This window comes from Curtobacterium sp. PhB78 (assembly GCF_003751685.1).
Classification (GTDB): domain Bacteria; phylum Actinomycetota; class Actinomycetes; order Actinomycetales; family Microbacteriaceae; genus Curtobacterium.
Window position 1 is genome coordinate 116,420 of record NZ_RKIA01000009.1, and the last position, 14,981, is coordinate 131,400.

Below are 14,981 nucleotides of genomic sequence, written 5' to 3' on the forward strand. Positions count from 1 at the left end.
GACGACGACCGAGCGGTGCCGACGACGACGTCGGCACCGCTCAGTCGTTTGGGTCCGTCGTCGCGGTGTCGTCCGGCAGCGACGCGCTCGGCGCGGCACCGTCCGCCGGCACGTCGATCGTCATCCAGTCGATGAGGAGCGACCCGGCGGCGTCCGCCGGTGGGTTCCCGTCGTTCGACCCGGCCTGCACCACGAGGTGCATCCGAGCGGTCGGGATGTTCTCCGTGGTCGTGCCGACGACCTCGTCGTCGACCAGGAACGACATCCGGTCGGCGGTCCACTCGATCGTGTAGGTGTGCCAGTCCTTCAGCGACGCCTCGGTCTGCTGGTGGATGCACTTCTCGGCGGGGTCGGCCAGGCAGTGCACGTTCAGCCAGGCGGGCGCACCGAGCGCCCCCTCGGGGAAGTCGATCTCACCGTCCGACCACAGGTTCTCGTCGCTCCACAGCAGCACGGCGACGCCGTAGCCGTCGACCTCGTCGCTGCGCATCCGGATGCTGTACCGGCCGGCGGTCTGCCCGCCCCACTCGCCGTCGACGAGCGGCACGACACCGCCCGCCAGCGGCACCCCGGCGCGCGTGGTCCGCAGACGCACGTCGAGCACGCCGTCGTGCGCCGACAGGGTGGACGCCTGGTAGCGCCCCGTCCCCGCGGTGTCGGCGAACCCGTGGTACGCGACGAACCGGTCCGAGTACCGGGACTCGAAGGTCCGGTTCGTGGCGGCGTCCGCGAAGTCCTCGCCGAACACCCGGGTCCACCCCTCGGGCTCGGAGCTCGGCATCGAGACGCCGCTCGGGTCGTCGAGGGTCACGTCGTCACCGTTCGCCGTGGTGGTCGCGGTCGTGGTGCCGGCGACGATGCCGGCAACCACGAGCAGGGCGCCGGCCGCGAGCGCGGTCCGGCGGGTGCCGGGGCGCCGCGGCGGCCGGTGCCGGGACAGGCCGCGACCGTGTGCCGGTGGGGCGCCGTGGGCGGATGCCGCGTCGTCGGCGACGTGTTCCGACCAGGTGGGGCGGGCCTCCTGGCCGTCGCCCTGCTCGTCGGTCACCCGGTCGTCCACGCGCGGATCTCGGAGAGACCGACGTTGCCGGTGCTGTTCGAGACGCCCGTCACCGTGAACCGCACCCAGGTGACGTCACGCGGGGTGAAGTCGACCGTCAGGGCGTCGCCGCCGTTCGGCAGTGTGCCCACCGCGACCTGGCTGCCGTCCGAGAACGTCAGGGTGCCGCTGGTGACCTGGTCCGAGCTGTTCGGGCGGTCGTTCAGGACGATCCGACCGAGGTGCTGCGAGGCGGCCCAGTCCAGCTGGATCCACACCCCGGTCCGGCCCCACGGGGCGACCCACTCGGCCGTCGGGTTGTCGGGGTAGCCCGACACGACGCCGTCGACGGCCTTCGCGACGGTCTGTCCGGTGGACTGGTCGTCCCACGCGGCGGTCGGGGTGGCCGACCCGGTGACGTCCGACAGCGTCGGCGTCGGGTTCGGCGTCGGCGTCGGTGTGGGCGTCGGCGTCGGCGTCGGGGTGGGCGTCGGCGTGGTGTCCGCCGGCCGGAACGCCCGGATCTCGGCAAGGCCGACGTTCCGGGTCGTGCTGCTCACGGAACCGACCGTGAACCGCACCCAGGTGACCTGGCGTGCGCTGAACGCGACGCGCTGCACGGCTCCCCCGTTGTCGAGCGACGGGACGGCGACGCTGGTGCCGTCGGAGAACGTCAGCGTGCCGCCGGTCACCTGGTCGTCGCTGTTCGGCCGGTCGGCCAGGTCGATCTCCTGCAGGGTGGTTCCCGCGGACCAGTTCAGCTGGATCCACGTGCCCGCCCGGCCACCGGGCGCCGCCCACTCGGCCGTCGGGGCGTCCGGGTAGCCGCTCACGACGCCGTCGACGGCCTTCACGGCGGTCTGACCGTCGGCCGGGTTCTCGGCGCTCGCGGTGACGGTCGCGCCGGCGGTGACGTCGGTGCCCTGCGAGGTCGGCGGGTCCGTCGGGGGCTGGGCCGACGAGCCGACGGCGTACTGCCGGCTCAGCCAGGAGCCCTCCGGGCGCGACGCGCAGGCGGAGGTGGAACCGCAGGTCTCACCGTCGTACGCGGCGTACGCGAAGAAGGCGGCGGCCTTCGCGGCCGTCTGCGCGGTGCTCAGGTTCGACGGGCGGTCCGCGATCGGGTACCCGAGGTAGCCCGTGAACGTGTGCGTCGCCGTGTACGCGGACTGCGCCTGGTCGGCGAGGTACGCGACGGTGTGGTGGTCGCTGTGGTCGCCGTCGCCGTACGTGCCGCCGTGGTCGAGCGTGTGGACCTCGGTCGGCGCGTACCCGGTGACGAGCCCGGAGAACGTCGCGCGCAGGTCGGTCAGCGAGAAGGACGTCGGTTGGGCTGCCCCGGCGACGGTGTGGATCGTGCTGATCTGGCCCTCGTAGAGCTTCTCCAGGCTCTCGCTGCCCGTGGCCGCGAAGCCGGAGCCGTCGATGTTGCCGTCCGGCAGCTCGAGGAACACCAGGCTGAGCCGCGGGGCCGTCGCCAGGGTCGCCGTGCGGAGCGTGTGGCCGGCGACCGAGAGCTGCCCGGCGGTCCAGTTCGACGAGACGCCGGCGATCGACGCGTACGACGCCATCAACCCGTTCTCGCGGGACTGCCAGTACCAGGCGGGCTTGCCGGCGTCACCGGCGGTGACGATGACCGAGCGGACGCACTTGCCGGCGTCGATGTCGGCGCGGAGCTCGGTGCCTGAGAACAGCAGGTCGTCGTCGGCGTGCGCCACCATCGTGAGGACCCGGCCGGCGCTGCAGTCGGCGTTCGCGGCGGCCGTGCCACCCGTCGGTGTGCTGCTGGGCGTCGGCGTGGGCGTGGGCGTCGGCGTACTGGTCGGCGTGCTCGGCGGCGGTGTCTTCCGACCTCGTGCGTCGGCGGACATCGCACCGCCGGGTCCGGCGATGACGGCGACGACGACCGCCAGGACCCCCAGGACCGCCGCGGCGGACGCGGCGCGCGTGCGCCACGTCCGCCGGGAGGCCCGGGCCGTGCGTTCCTCAGTTCGTCGCATGCGCCAGCCCAGCCGGGGTCAGTTCGTAGACGGCGGTGGTGCCGGAGCCGAAGACGCGCTTCCAGTAGGGCGAGTCGGCCATCGCGGCCGCGAGCTCCTGGTAGTCGGCGTCGGTCTGGTACCCGTACCGCTCGTCGTAGGCGCCGAAGGGCTCGGCGACCAGTGCGTAGTACTTCGTCGCCGGCCAGTCCAGGACGAGCTGGCGGGTCATCGTGGACACGTCGGCCTCGGCGTCGTAGCCCTCCGGCTCCGGGTACGCCCCGAGGACCTCGCGGGACAGCGCCCCGACGTCGAAGTAGCGTGCGCCGGTGTTGCTCGGGACGGCGTTCGCCGAACCGGTCAGCAGCATCATCGAGCCCTTCGGCGCGGTCGCGTCGTAGAACTGCGTCGCCGCCGACTGGCTGCGCGTCGGGACGCGGTTCCAGTCGAGGGCGGTCTGACCGAACGCGCCGATGCCGACCATCGCGGCGACCGCGGCCGCAGCGATGACGACCTTGACCGCCGTGGGCCGCACCGCACGGGTGACGAGTCGACCGACGGGAGCCAGTCGGCCGCTGGGCATCGGGAGCCCCGCCGCCAGGATCGCGATCCACGGTGTCGCGAACAGCACGACGCGGAAGATGCCCTCCTGGCCGTAGTTCGTCGCGACGAGCAGCGAGATCGGGCTCGCTGCCGTGGCCAGCAGTCCCCAGTGCACGCGGTCGCGGCGCATCAGCACGGTGATCACGGCGACGAGGCCGAGGACCACGAGGGCCGCCGCGGGGATGTCGAACGCGAGCCGTGTGACGAGCGGCTTCGGCAGGACCGTCATGTCGTGCGACGGCGGCTGCACGTTGTCGAGCACCTTGCCGACGGCTCCCAGGGACAGGAACTTGCCCAGGATGTCGTCGTTCAGCAGGGCGAAGCCGACGGCGGGGACGAGCACCACGACGGGCAGCCACCAGGGGCGGAGCAGTCGGAACACGATGAGCGTCACGAGGGCGGCGACCGTCAGGTACGGCGAGATCTGGTGGGTGACGACCAGCACGATGCCGATCAGGGTGATCGCGATGATCCGGGACAGGCCGACGCGGCGGGCCCGCAGGATCGTCGAGCGGACGCCGTCAGCGGCGGTCACCGCGGTGCGTCGCAGCGGGCCGACGGCCAGCACGAGGATCACCAGGGACATCAGGATGCCCACCGACTGCGGCGAGAAGTACGTCGTGTTGAGCGAGCCGGTCATCGCGGTCAGGAACGCGGCGATCCAGGGGCGACGGTTGCCCGGCAGCCAGTTGGCGGCCAGGACCCCGACGGCGATCGTCGTGCTGAAGGCCAGCAGGACGGGGACCCACGCGGCGATGGTCATCGCGTTGTCGATCCCGCCGACGTCCGCGACCCAGGCGCCGCCGGCGAACAGGCCGGACCACGTCTGGAAGATGTCGGCGGCCGGGTTCGTCGAACCCCAGCGGCGGATGTACTCGAGCACGCCGATGTGACGGGCGGCCGCCATCACGGTGGGCATGCCGTAGGTGATGGCCTGTGCGAGCTGGATCGACCCGCCGAGCACGACGACCGGGATCGCGAGTCCGCGACCGCGCACCAGGGCGACGACGGCAGCGGCGACGACGAGCGCCAGTCCGATGACCAGGGCCGGGCCGAGCGACCCGAACAGCCCGTCCGGCACCGGGTCGCCGATGTGCGTGAGCGCGGCGACGACGATGACGAGCAGGCCGACGACCGAGCCGGCGGTGACGGTGTGGGTGGTGGTCCAGCGACGGGCCGTGGCGCCCTCGGCGGCAGGCTCGAGGCGGGCGCGCTGCAGTCCGGCGACGTCACGCGGCACGGCGATCGCGAGGGCGACGGCGGTGAGCACGACGACCCCGACGAACGGCACCGTGGGGTTCCAGAGCTGGAACGTCGCCATCGTGTAGCCGATGCCGATCGTGCCGACGAGCGACGCCGTGACCGCGAAGACGCTGAAGCGTGCCAGCGGCATCGGGCGGACGAGCAGCAGGGGTGCGACGCCGAGCAGCGCGAACAGGTACACGCCGATCGCACTCCCCCGCAGGACCGGGAGTCCGGCGATCGCGGCGACCCCGGCGACGAGGAGCGTCAGGACGACGATCGCCGCTGCGGTGAGTCGTGCGATCGGGCTCATCGCGTCCACCGCGAGCGGGCGGGCGGGACCGGCCGAGGCCAGACCGTGCCGGAGCTCGTGGCGACCGCGGGCGTTCCGGTCGATCGTGCCACCACCACGCAGTCGTTCGACGAGCGCCAGGAACGGCGCCGTCAGGACCGAGCGCTGCTCGACCCCGCGCAGCCGCCGCTGGGTGGCGGCGAACTCGGCGTCGACCGCGTCGGGCACGCGGTCCGCGTCACCGGGCTGGTCGCCGGCGATGTCCGTCGCACGGTCGCCCTGCTCGAGGCCGAGTCGTGCGAAGGCGCTGAGCGCCTCGGGCGCTGCGTCCACCGATGCGGTGAGCGACTCGCGGTCGATGGCGTTCTTGGTCATCCAGGCTCCGAGTCCGTGGCCGTGCGCGGCTGCAGCGGCGCGGAGCGACGCGACGTCGTCCGCCGATCGCTGCCACGCGATGGCGGCCGGTTCGACGGCGATCGCGGATCCGGCGAACAGCAGTCGTGTGAAGAGGTCGAGGTCGTCGCCGGCACCGACGCGGGTGCCCGGTCCGAAGGCGGTGTCGAAGCCGCCGATCCGGAGCGCGGTCGCGCGGTGCACGGCGAGGTTGTCACCGGTGCCGTAGGCAGCGGCGGCGAAGGGGTGGTGCGGGGGCGCGTCGTCGGTGCCGTCGAGGCGGAACACCCGACGGCGGACGGTGCGGCCGGCTGCGGTGCGGTCGTCGTGCCAGCGCTGCGCGGGGGTGCGCAGTTCGGCGCTCGGGACGAGCCCGGTGACGCAGGCGACGTCGGGGTCCGCGGCGAAGGCGGTGGCCAACGCGGCGACCCAGTCACCGTCCACGACGGCGCCCTCGGCGACGAACGCGACGACCTCGCCGCCCGCGGCGAGGAGTCCGGCGTTGCGGGCGGCGGCGAGGCCACCGGTCGGCGCGGCGATCGTGGTGACGCGCCGACCGCCGATCTCGACCGTCGCGGTGCCGCTGTCGTCGGCGCCGTGCGAGACGACGACGACGTCGAAGTCGGGGTACTCGTTGGCGAGCACCGACCGCATGGTGGTGCCAGCGGCCCCGTCCGTGCAGAGCACCACGGTGACGGACGGCAGCACCAGACCTGCTGCCGGCCGACGCTCGGGCACCGGCATCGGCCGGATCGCGCGCTGGAGGGTGCGGACGTCGATGGTCCCGCCGATGCGGCGACGCTCGGTGATGTCCGCCTCGACGAAGCCGAGCGGCTCGCCGTGGTCGCGGACGAGCAGTCGAGCGCGCCGGTAGCCCGCGGCGCCCTCGAGTGCGACCACGTCACGGTGGCTGGACGCGTGCACGTCGGCGCGGTCGACCTCGCCGACCCACAGGGCGCCGTCCCACGTCGGGGACAGCGGCCCGGTCACGATCGGCGAGATGACCATCGCCAGGGTCGCGCGGGTCACCGCGTCCCCACCGGCTGAGGGACGGGGGCGGCCGCCGGGGTGCGGACGACGACGCCACCGAGGACACGCCCGACGGCGTAGCCCGTGACGGTCGACGCGACGGAGAGCACGATCGCGAAGGCACGCAGGGCACCGCCACGACCGATGTGGCGCAGTTCGCGCAACACCGCTCCGGGGATGACCTTCGTCAGGTACGTCGACTCGCTGGCGAGCGAGTCACCCGTGCCGACGCGACGGCTCAGGACGGCCTTCGAGATGCCCTCGTAGTAGCTGCGACGGCGCAGGTAGCGCATCGTCACGCGGTCCGGGGAGACCCGGTGCGAGACGTTCGAGCGCGGTTCGTGGCGGATGCGCGCACCCGGACGGGCCTGGGCGATGCGGATGCAGAGTTCGGTCTCCTCGCAGCCGAGCGGCTGGTTGCCGACGCGGCCGATGCCGGAGCGGAACCCGCCGGCGAGCATGATCGCGTCACGGCGGAACGCCATGCTCGAGCCGATGACGTTGCGCACGTCGCCGGGGGTCTCGGGCAGGCCGCGGTAGGAGCAGCCGACGATCCAGAGGAGTTCGTCGGCGTACGGGCCGGCACCGGTGGCGGTGGGCCAGGACGGTGTGGCCCGGCCGCCGACGCCGACGACGTCCGGGTCCTCGAGGGCGGTGAGCATGTGGCCGAGCCAGTCCGGGTCGGCCGTCGCGTCGTCGTCCAGGAACGCGACGACGTCGGCGTCGGTGAGGGCGACGCCCGTGTTGCGGGCACCGGACAGGCCGCGGTCCTCGGTGTTCGGGACGACGCGGAGCTCGGGCCAGCGTGCCGCGGCGCGGGCGAGGAGCTCGGGTTCGTGGTCGATCACGACGACGACCTCGGGGGCCTCGGGCTGGCGCTTGGCGGACTCGACGCTGTCCTGCAGGTCGCCCCAGCGCTGCTGGGTGTAGGCGCAGATGACGACCGCGACGGTCGTCACGCGACTTCCTCCTCGAGGCTGGCGACGGCCGCGACGGGGGCGCCGAGCGGGGCGTGCCCGGCCGCGTGGACCGGAGCGTGCGGTGCGGAAGCGTGCGGTGCGGCGGCGTGCGGCACGGCGGCCAGCTGCTCGGCCGGCGGCACGACGCTCATCGCGGCGCGACGGACCTCGGAGCGGCCGATCGCTGCGCGACGACGCTCGTGCATGATCGACTTCAGCACCCGGATGCCGTCGGTCACGGCGTTCAGGTTGCTCGAGCCGTGCACGCGGAGCTTCTCGTGGCTGGGGACCTCGGTGATCGCGAGCTCGGCGGCCGACCAGCGGCAGGTGAGCACGGTCTCGATCTCGAACCCGTCGCCCCAGAGCATCGAGCCGTCGGACGGCTTCGGCAACTCGGAGGACAGCAGGCCGATCTCCGGCAGGACGTCGGCCCAGAAGGCGTTGTAGCCGTAGCAGAGGTCGCTGTAGCGGGTGCCGAGGATGATGTTGCAGAGCATGTTCAGGCCACGGTTGCCCAGGTTGCGGACGATCGTGATGTCGTCACTGCCGCCGCCGAGCGAGTAGCGGGTGCCCTTCGCGACGTCGGCGCCCTCGACGAGCGCCTGCACGAAGCGCGGGATCTCGTCCGGGTCGGCGGAGCAGTCGGCGTCGAACATGACGACGACGTCGCCGGTGACGGCCTCGAACCCGCAGGCGAGGGCGTTGCCCTTGCCCTTGCGGGTCTGGTGCACGACGCGGATGTCGGGCATCACGCGCTGCGCGGTGGCGATGGTGTCGTCGACGGAGTTGCCGTCGACCAGGATCACCTCGTACACCGGCGGGAGCTTCGGCAGGATGATCTCGAGGTTTCGGGCCTCGTTCCGCGCCGGGATGACGACGGAGACCCTCGGGTCTGCAGGGCGAACGGTACGTGCGGGCATGGGCGCGGTCCTGTCGGGTCAGGGTTGCTGTCGGGTTGTGGCTCGTGTGACGAGCGGCGCGTCCTCGGATGACGCATCGACGACGGTGACCGTCGTCGGTCGAGCAGCGGGACGCGGGTACGACGCCGCCGGCTTCGCAGGTGAGTGGGTACTCTCCCCCGCGTGTCCAACCATCGTCGCGGGGTGGCAGGCGGTCAATGCGCGGTGCGGTCCATTGCGGACACTCGGCCGCGGATACGGAAACCCGCAACACCGCGCCGGCCGCGTGCCGTGGACGCAGGGGCAGACGTGACGGGAGGCGCGGTGCCAGCCCGCCCCGCGCCTCCCGTCCGCTTCCTGGTCGCGACCACCGCACCCGGTGAGCAGAAGACGTCGCCTCCGGACCGCGGAGGCGACGTCTTCTGCTCACTCGATGCGCGCAGCCGCTCAGTCCCCGGCCGCGCCCTCCGTCGCGAACGCCGCACGCAGCGCCGTCGCGAGGTCGGCCACGTGCGGTTCCCGCAGCAGCGAGCTGTGCTCGGCCGCGATCCTTACGGTCTCGGTCCGCCCGCGCAGCAGCGCGGACCAGCCGGTCGCGTCCGGGTTCGCATCGGCGAGCACGTACGTCGCCCGTCCGTGGAACGGCGTCGGGTGGTGCCGCCGGGTGACGAGCTCGGCCTGGTCGAAGAAGGCGTCGAAGTCCTTCTGCCCGCCGTGCCGCAGCACACCAGCGCTGTAGGCCCGCGCGCGCTTCGCGACGTGCTCGCCCCACGACATGCCGGACGGCATGACCCGCCGGACGGCCCCGGCGAGGCGCTGGCCGACGACACGGACGGCGGGGTTGCGGTGTTCGCGGGGCTCGAGCCGTCCGAAGTGCTTCCGGACCCCCTCGGCCCCGGTCCGCGGCAGGTAGGTGTCCAGCAGCGCGACGTGCTCGACCTGCTCGCCGCTCTCGGTGAGCAGCCGGGCGATCTCGAGCGCGATCAGTCCGCCGAGCGAGTGGCCGACCAGCAGGTACGGTCCGCGCGGCTGCACGATGCGCATCAGGGCGACGTACCGGCGGGCGCTGGCCTGGATGCTCCAGTCCGGCATGCCCCGACGCTCGAGGCCGTGCTGCTGGAACGCGTACACGTCGTGCTCGGGCAGGTAGCGGGACAACGGCAGGAACGTCAGGGCGAGCGCACCACCGCCGGCGAAGCAGAACACCGGCGGACGGCCGGACTCGCGCGCGCCGGACACCTTGACCACGTCGGGGTGGCTCGGCAGCGCCGTCGTGCCGCTCCGCACCCGACGGGCGAACGCCCGGAGCGTCGGGTGCTGCAGGACGTCCGACGAGCGCAGGTCGATGCCGAGACGGCTCTGCACGAGCGCGAGCATCTCCTCCGCCGACAACGAGTCGCCGCCGAGGGCCGAGAAGTCCTCGTCGAGGTGGACGCCGCGCAGGCCCAGCACCTCGGCCCAGATCTGCCCGACCACGAGCTCCCACTGGTCGTACTCGCCCTCGACCATCTCGGTCTCGATGCTCGGTGCACCCGGCAGCTCGGCCCGGTCGACCTTGCCGCGTTCGTTCCGCGGCAGCTCGGTCATCGGCACGATCGACGCCGGCACCATGTACTCCGGCAGGCGGTCCCGCAGGGCCAGGCGCAGGGCCGCGGGCGCCGGTGTGCGCTGGCCCGGACGGCCGACGACGTACGCGACGAGGCGGGTGACGGCGGGCGGGTCGACCTGCGCGGTGACGACGGCGTCGTGCACCTCGGGGATCGCGCGGAGCGCCGCCTCGACCTCGCTCGGTTCCACGAGGTACCCGCGGATCTTGACGGCGTCGTCGGAGCGTCCGAGCAGCACGAGCCGGCCGTCCGGCTCGATCCGGGCCAAATCGCCCTGGCGCCAGGTCGGCGTGCCGTCGTCGGTGCGTCCGGCACGCTCGGCGGTCTTCTCCGGGGCACCCCAGTACCCGGCGGTCAGGCCCTGGGAGACGATGACGAGTTCGCCGGTCTCCCCCGGGTCGGCGGGGCTGCCGTCCTCGCGCAGCACGAGCACCTGCTTGCCGGGCAGCGGCCACCCAGCGGGCACGACGCCCTCGGGCACCGGGGCACCGGGCTCCACGGGGCAGTAGGCCACGCAGCCGGTCTCGCTCGACCCGAAGGCGTTCAGCAGCAGGGTCGTCGGGTCGAGGTGCGGTCGGGCGGCGGCGATGTCGGCGCCGGTCACCGCCTCGCCGGTGGTCATCAGGAAGCGGAGGCCGCCGAGCGCGGGGCCCGCCCCGGACGCCTGCGCCCCGGGTGCCGTCTGCGAGCCGACGATCGACCGCAGCAGGTGCGGGGTGCAGACGAGGACGTTCACGCCGTCGGCGGAGAACCGTGCGAGCAGGCGTTCGACCCCGAGCTCGCGGGGTTCGAGGAGCACGACGCTGCCGCCGCTCAGCAGGGTGTCGAACGAGAACAGCAGACCGGCGGCGAACGACAGCGGCAGGACCACGCCGAGGCGGTCACCGGGTCCGGTGCCGAGGGCGACGGCGTCCTGCTCGGCGTTCGCGAGCTGCTGCCGGTGCGTCAGGACGACACCCTTCGGCATGCCCGTCGAGCCGGAGGTGAACACGATCGCGAACGCGTCGTGGCCGCCCGGGCGGGTGCCGGGCGCGTCGGCCGCTGTGTCCGTCGGCGTTTCGCTGCCCGCTGTCTCGCCGCCGGCTGTTTCGCTGCCCGCTGTCTCGCTGCCCGCGGTCTCGCTGCCCGCGGTCTCGCCGCGTCGTTCGATCAGCTCGTCGAGTGCGTGCACCCGGCCGTCACGGTCGGCGACGACGGTCGCCGCCAGGTCGGCGCGCGCGGTGTCCGCCACGATCTCGTCGACCCCGGCGAGCTGTGCGACGTGTCCGAGGCGGACGGCTGGCAGGTGCTCGTCGAGCACCACCACGGTGCGCCCCGCCCGGACGAGCGCCAGGATCGCGACGACGGCCTCGGTGGTCTGGCCGGCCATGATGCCGACCGGCTTCGATGCCCCACCGGCCACGGCGCCGACGCCGGCACCACTGTGGTCGTCGGGTCCGAGCTCAGCCCCGAGCACCGACGCGAGGTCGCGCGCCGCCCGGTCCGCCTCGGTGAACGTGTAGGGACGGCCGTCCCCGGCAAGAGCAGCGGCGTCGCCGTGGAGCGCGACCACACGGTCCCAGCGGTCCAGCACGGAGTGGTCGTCGGCCAGCGGGATCGCGGCGCGGTGGGTCCAGTGCTCGGTCGTCGTCAGCGGGTCGGCGGAGGTCACGATGACACCTCGGATGCTCGTCGGCGGGCCGCCGCGGGTCCCGCGCCGGTCCTGCGACGGTACGTCCGACGCGGTACGGCCCACGAGCCGTGTCGCGCGGGGTGCGGGGTCACGCAACCCGACCGGGAGGCCCGGTGCACCTCCGCCAGCGTGCCCGGCCCCCGTACGGGGACGGTCCAGGGCAGCGGGTGGCCCGGGTGGGCGCGGAGCATCGTGCGGTTCCGCGCAACCTCGGAATGCGCAGTCCGGAGCCTGTGGATCGCCGATGGAGGCGATGGCGGCGCACGAGTCCGGAGACGAGAACAGCCCCCGGGGATCCCGGGGGCTGTTCTTCGAGTGCTGGGGTACCTGGACTCGAACCAAGAACGACGGTACCAGAAACCGCTGTGTTGCCAATTACACCATACCCCAAAAGGCCTGCTGGCCTTCTGTCCCCGTTGTCCGGGGCACGATCAACTACTGTACAGCATCCCGGAGGTCCACGAGACCACCCACGAGGTCTCGGTGCACTGCCGCGGCCGTCGTGGCACCGTGCCCGGCGGCGACGATGAGCTGCTCCGGCCCGGGAGGGGTCACGTCCCCCACGGCGTACAGCCCTGGAACCGTGGTCCGGCCGACCCGGTCGACGACGAGGAGTCCGTGGGCATCGCGCTCCGGGGCCGTCGGCGAACCGGGCGTGTCGGCGCGCAGCCAGTCGAGGTCGGCGTGCCACGTCGGCCGGACGAACCCGCCGGTCCGCGGCTCCACGTGGCCGTCGACCAACCGGACCCCGGTCATGCCGGTCCGGTCGCCCTCGAGGTCCTCGATCACCCGTTCGTCGACCACGACACCGGCACGTGCCAGCCGGGCTCGCCCCGCGTCGTCGAGCGGGGCGACACCGTTCGTGTACACGATGAGGTCGTCGGCCCACGCCGCGATGAGCAGCGCCCGGTCCACGACGTCGTCGGTCTCGCAGATGAACGCGAGGGGCTCCCCCGCCTTCTCGTACGCATCGCACTCGACGCAGCTGTGCACCGCGGTGCCGTAGAACGCACGGAGCATCGGCAGTGCCGGGAACTCCTCGCGCAGTCCCGTGGCGACGACGACGGTCCGCGCCCGCGCGTCCACCTCGGCACCGCGCCAGGTCCCGTGCAGCCGCCAGCCGTCGGCGCCGGGGGTCACCAGGTCGACCACGGCCTGCACGATCGTCGCCTCCGGGTACTCCTCGACCTCGGCGCGACCGAGCTTCCGGAGCTCGAGCGGGGATACCCCGTCGCGCGTCAGGAAGCCGTGCGACCGCAGGGTCGCGGCGTTGCGTGGCCGGTTCGCGTCGACGAGGAGCACCGTGCGCTTCGCCCGCACCAGGTTGAGCGCAGCGCTCAGACCGGCCGGTCCGGCGCCGATGACCGCGACGTCGTGGACGACCGGGGTACTCGGCACGCCCGTGGGTCCTGCAGCGCTTCCCGCGGTGCTCATCGTTCGCCGTTCAACGGGCCGCGAGGGCGCGGAGCCGCGTCAGGGTGGACTCCTTGCCGAGGATCTCCATCGACTCGAAGAGCGGCGGGCTGATCCGGCGCCCGGAGACCCCCACGCGCAGCGGACCGAAGGCGACACGGGGCTTCAGCCCGAGGTCGTCGATGAGCGCCGTGCGGAGGGCACCCTCGATCGCCTCGGTCCGCCAGTCGTCGAGCTGCTCGAGCGCCGCGATGCCGGCCGTGAGCACGGCGCCGTTGTCGCCCTTGAGCGATGCCAGTGCGTCGTCCTCGACCACCAGGTCGGCGTCGGCGGTGAACAGGAACCCGAGCATCGCCGGGGCCTCACCGAGCAGCTGCATGCGCTCCTGGACGAGCGGCGCCGCCTTCGTCAGGACCTCGGTCTGCTCCGCGGTCGGCGGGTCGGCCACGAGGTCGGTCAGGTACGGCAGGAGCCGGGAGCGGAAGTCCGACGGCTCGAGCAACCGGATGTGGTCGCCGTTGATCGCCTCGGCCTTCTTGTGGTCGAAGCGCGCCGGGTTCGGGTTGACGTCGGTGACGTCGAACGCCGCCACCATCTCGTCGATCGAGAAGACGTCGCGGTCGGCACCGATCGACCACCCCAGCAGGGCCAGGTAGTTGACGAGCCCCTCGGGGATCATGCCGGCGTCGCGGTGGTGGAACAGGTTCGCCTCGGGGTCGCGCTTCGAGAGCTTCTTGTTGCCCTCGCCCATGACGTACGGCAGGTGACCGAACACCGGGATCGCCGGTGCGAGCCCGATCTCGTACAGCGCCTCGTACAGGGCGATCTGCCGCGGGGTCGACGACAGCAGGTCCTCGCCGCGCAGGACGTGCGTGATGCCCATCAGGGCGTCGTCCACCGGGTTCGTGAACGTGTACAGCGGCTTGCCGTTCGGCCGGACGACCACGAAGTCCGGGAACGTCCCCTGCTTGAAGGTGATCTCGCCACGGACAAGGTCGTCGAAGCTCAGGTCACGGTCCGGGACCCGGAGTCGCAGCGCCGGCTCGCGGCCCTGGTCGCGGAACGCCTGACGCTCGTCGTCGGACAGGTCCCGCTCGTGGTTGTCGTAGCCCTGCTTCGGATCGCGCCCGGCAGCCTTGTTGCGGGCCTCCATCTCCTCGGGCGTGACGAAGGACTCGTAGATGTGCCCGGACGCCTTGAGCTTCGCGATCACGTCGTCGTAGATCGCGGTCCGCTCCGACTGCCGGTACGGTCCGTGCTCACCGCCGGCGTCGACGCCCTCGTCCCAGTCCAGCCGGAGCCAGCGCAGGCCGTCGAGGATCTGCGCGTAGGACTCTTCGCTATCCCGCGCGGCGTCGGTGTCCTCGATGCGGAACACGAGCTTGCCGCCGGTGTGGCGTGCGTACGCCCAGTTGAAGAGCGCCGTGCGGATGAGCCCCACGTGCGGGGTCCCCGTCGGGCTCGGGCAGAAACGGACGCGGATCTCGGACCCGGAAGCAGTGGTGAATGGCGCAGTCATGACCCGCCAATGCTACCGTCACGCCCTGCTCGAGAGCCCCCGTGAACGCAGAAAACCCCTGACCAGTGCTGGTCAGGGGTTCCCTGGTGTTGCCTACGTTAAGTCCGGCGGCGTCCTACTCTCCCACAAGGTCCCCCTTGCAGTACCATCGGCGCTGAGAGGCTTAGCTTCCGGGTTCGGAATGTGGCCGGGCGTTTCCCTCTCGCTATGACCACCGGAACACTTTCGACCATGAATCTGGTCTCAAACATGTTCCGGCTGCTGCCCACGAATGGGCAGAGCGGTGTATTCAGTTTGATTCCCGATCGTCTGTCGGGAACCACAAAGTGGACGCG

8 protein-coding genes, 1 tRNA gene and 1 rRNA gene are annotated in these 14,981 nt (G+C 72.5%); all 10 read right to left on the reverse strand.

Annotation, left to right across the window (positions count from 1 at the left end; genetic code table 11):
• Positions 1 to 40: 40 nt before the first annotated feature.
• Positions 41 to 1,060 (reverse strand): glycoside hydrolase family 16 protein, encoded by a 1,020-nt coding sequence (locus tag EDF53_RS18095; RefSeq protein ID WP_123294827.1) that lies wholly within the window; start codon positions 1,058 to 1,060, stop codon positions 41 to 43.
• A complete protein-coding gene (locus tag EDF53_RS18100; RefSeq protein WP_123294828.1) occupies positions 1,045 to 3,039 on the reverse strand; it encodes a PIG-L family deacetylase in 1,995 nt (664 codons plus the stop codon). The genes EDF53_RS18095 and EDF53_RS18100 overlap by 16 nt, the downstream gene beginning before the upstream one ends.
• A complete protein-coding gene (locus EDF53_RS18105; RefSeq protein WP_123294829.1) occupies positions 3,026 to 6,577 on the reverse strand; it encodes a glycosyltransferase in 3,552 nt (1,183 codons plus the stop codon). The genes EDF53_RS18100 and EDF53_RS18105 overlap by 14 nt, the downstream gene beginning before the upstream one ends.
• Positions 6,574 to 7,536 carry a glycosyltransferase family 2 protein gene (locus EDF53_RS18110; RefSeq protein WP_123294830.1) on the reverse strand — a complete coding sequence of 321 codons (963 nt, stop codon included), beginning with the start codon at positions 7,534 to 7,536 and terminating at the stop codon, positions 6,574 to 6,576. The genes EDF53_RS18105 and EDF53_RS18110 overlap by 4 nt, the downstream gene beginning before the upstream one ends.
• On the reverse strand, positions 7,533 to 8,456 hold the full coding sequence (locus tag EDF53_RS18115; RefSeq protein WP_123294831.1) for a glycosyltransferase family 2 protein: 924 nt from the start codon (positions 8,454 to 8,456) through the stop codon (positions 7,533 to 7,535). The genes EDF53_RS18110 and EDF53_RS18115 overlap by 4 nt, the downstream gene beginning before the upstream one ends.
• A gap of 426 nt (positions 8,457 to 8,882) precedes the next feature.
• The gene (locus tag EDF53_RS19480) at positions 8,883 to 11,693 is read right to left on the reverse strand and encodes an alpha/beta fold hydrolase (RefSeq protein ID WP_185021105.1); all 2,811 of its coding nucleotides are present in this window, start codon (positions 11,691 to 11,693) and stop codon (positions 8,883 to 8,885) included.
• Between the two features lie 339 nt (positions 11,694 to 12,032).
• Positions 12,033 to 12,104, reverse strand: a tRNA-Gln gene (locus EDF53_RS18125).
• A gap of 45 nt (positions 12,105 to 12,149) precedes the next feature.
• Entirely contained in the window at positions 12,150 to 13,148 is a 999-nt protein-coding gene (locus EDF53_RS18130; protein WP_123294833.1) for an NAD(P)/FAD-dependent oxidoreductase, read from the reverse strand.
• 10 nt (positions 13,149 to 13,158) lie between these two features.
• The gene (gene gltX / locus EDF53_RS18135; protein WP_123294834.1) at positions 13,159 to 14,646 is read right to left on the reverse strand and encodes a glutamate--tRNA ligase; all 1,488 of its coding nucleotides are present in this window, start codon (positions 14,644 to 14,646) and stop codon (positions 13,159 to 13,161) included.
• A gap of 102 nt (positions 14,647 to 14,748) precedes the next feature.
• Positions 14,749 to 14,865 (reverse strand): 5S ribosomal RNA (gene rrf / locus EDF53_RS18140).
• Between the last annotated feature and the right edge of the window lie 116 nt (positions 14,866 to 14,981).

Excerpts from the sequence above, each read along its gene's own strand:
- EDF53_RS18100 (WP_123294828.1), bottom strand. The coding sequence starts at position 3,039 with ATGCGACGAACTGAGGAACGCACGGCCCGGGCCTCCCGGCGGACGTGG.
- EDF53_RS18115 (WP_123294831.1), bottom strand. The coding sequence starts at position 8,456 with ATGCCCGCACGTACCGTTCGCCCTGCAGACCCGAGGGTCTCCGTCGTC.
- EDF53_RS18130 (WP_123294833.1), bottom strand. The coding sequence starts at position 13,148 with ATGAGCACCGCGGGAAGCGCTGCAGGACCCACGGGCGTGCCGAGTACC.
- gltX (WP_123294834.1), bottom strand. The coding sequence starts at position 14,646 with ATGACTGCGCCATTCACCACTGCTTCCGGGTCCGAGATCCGCGTCCGT.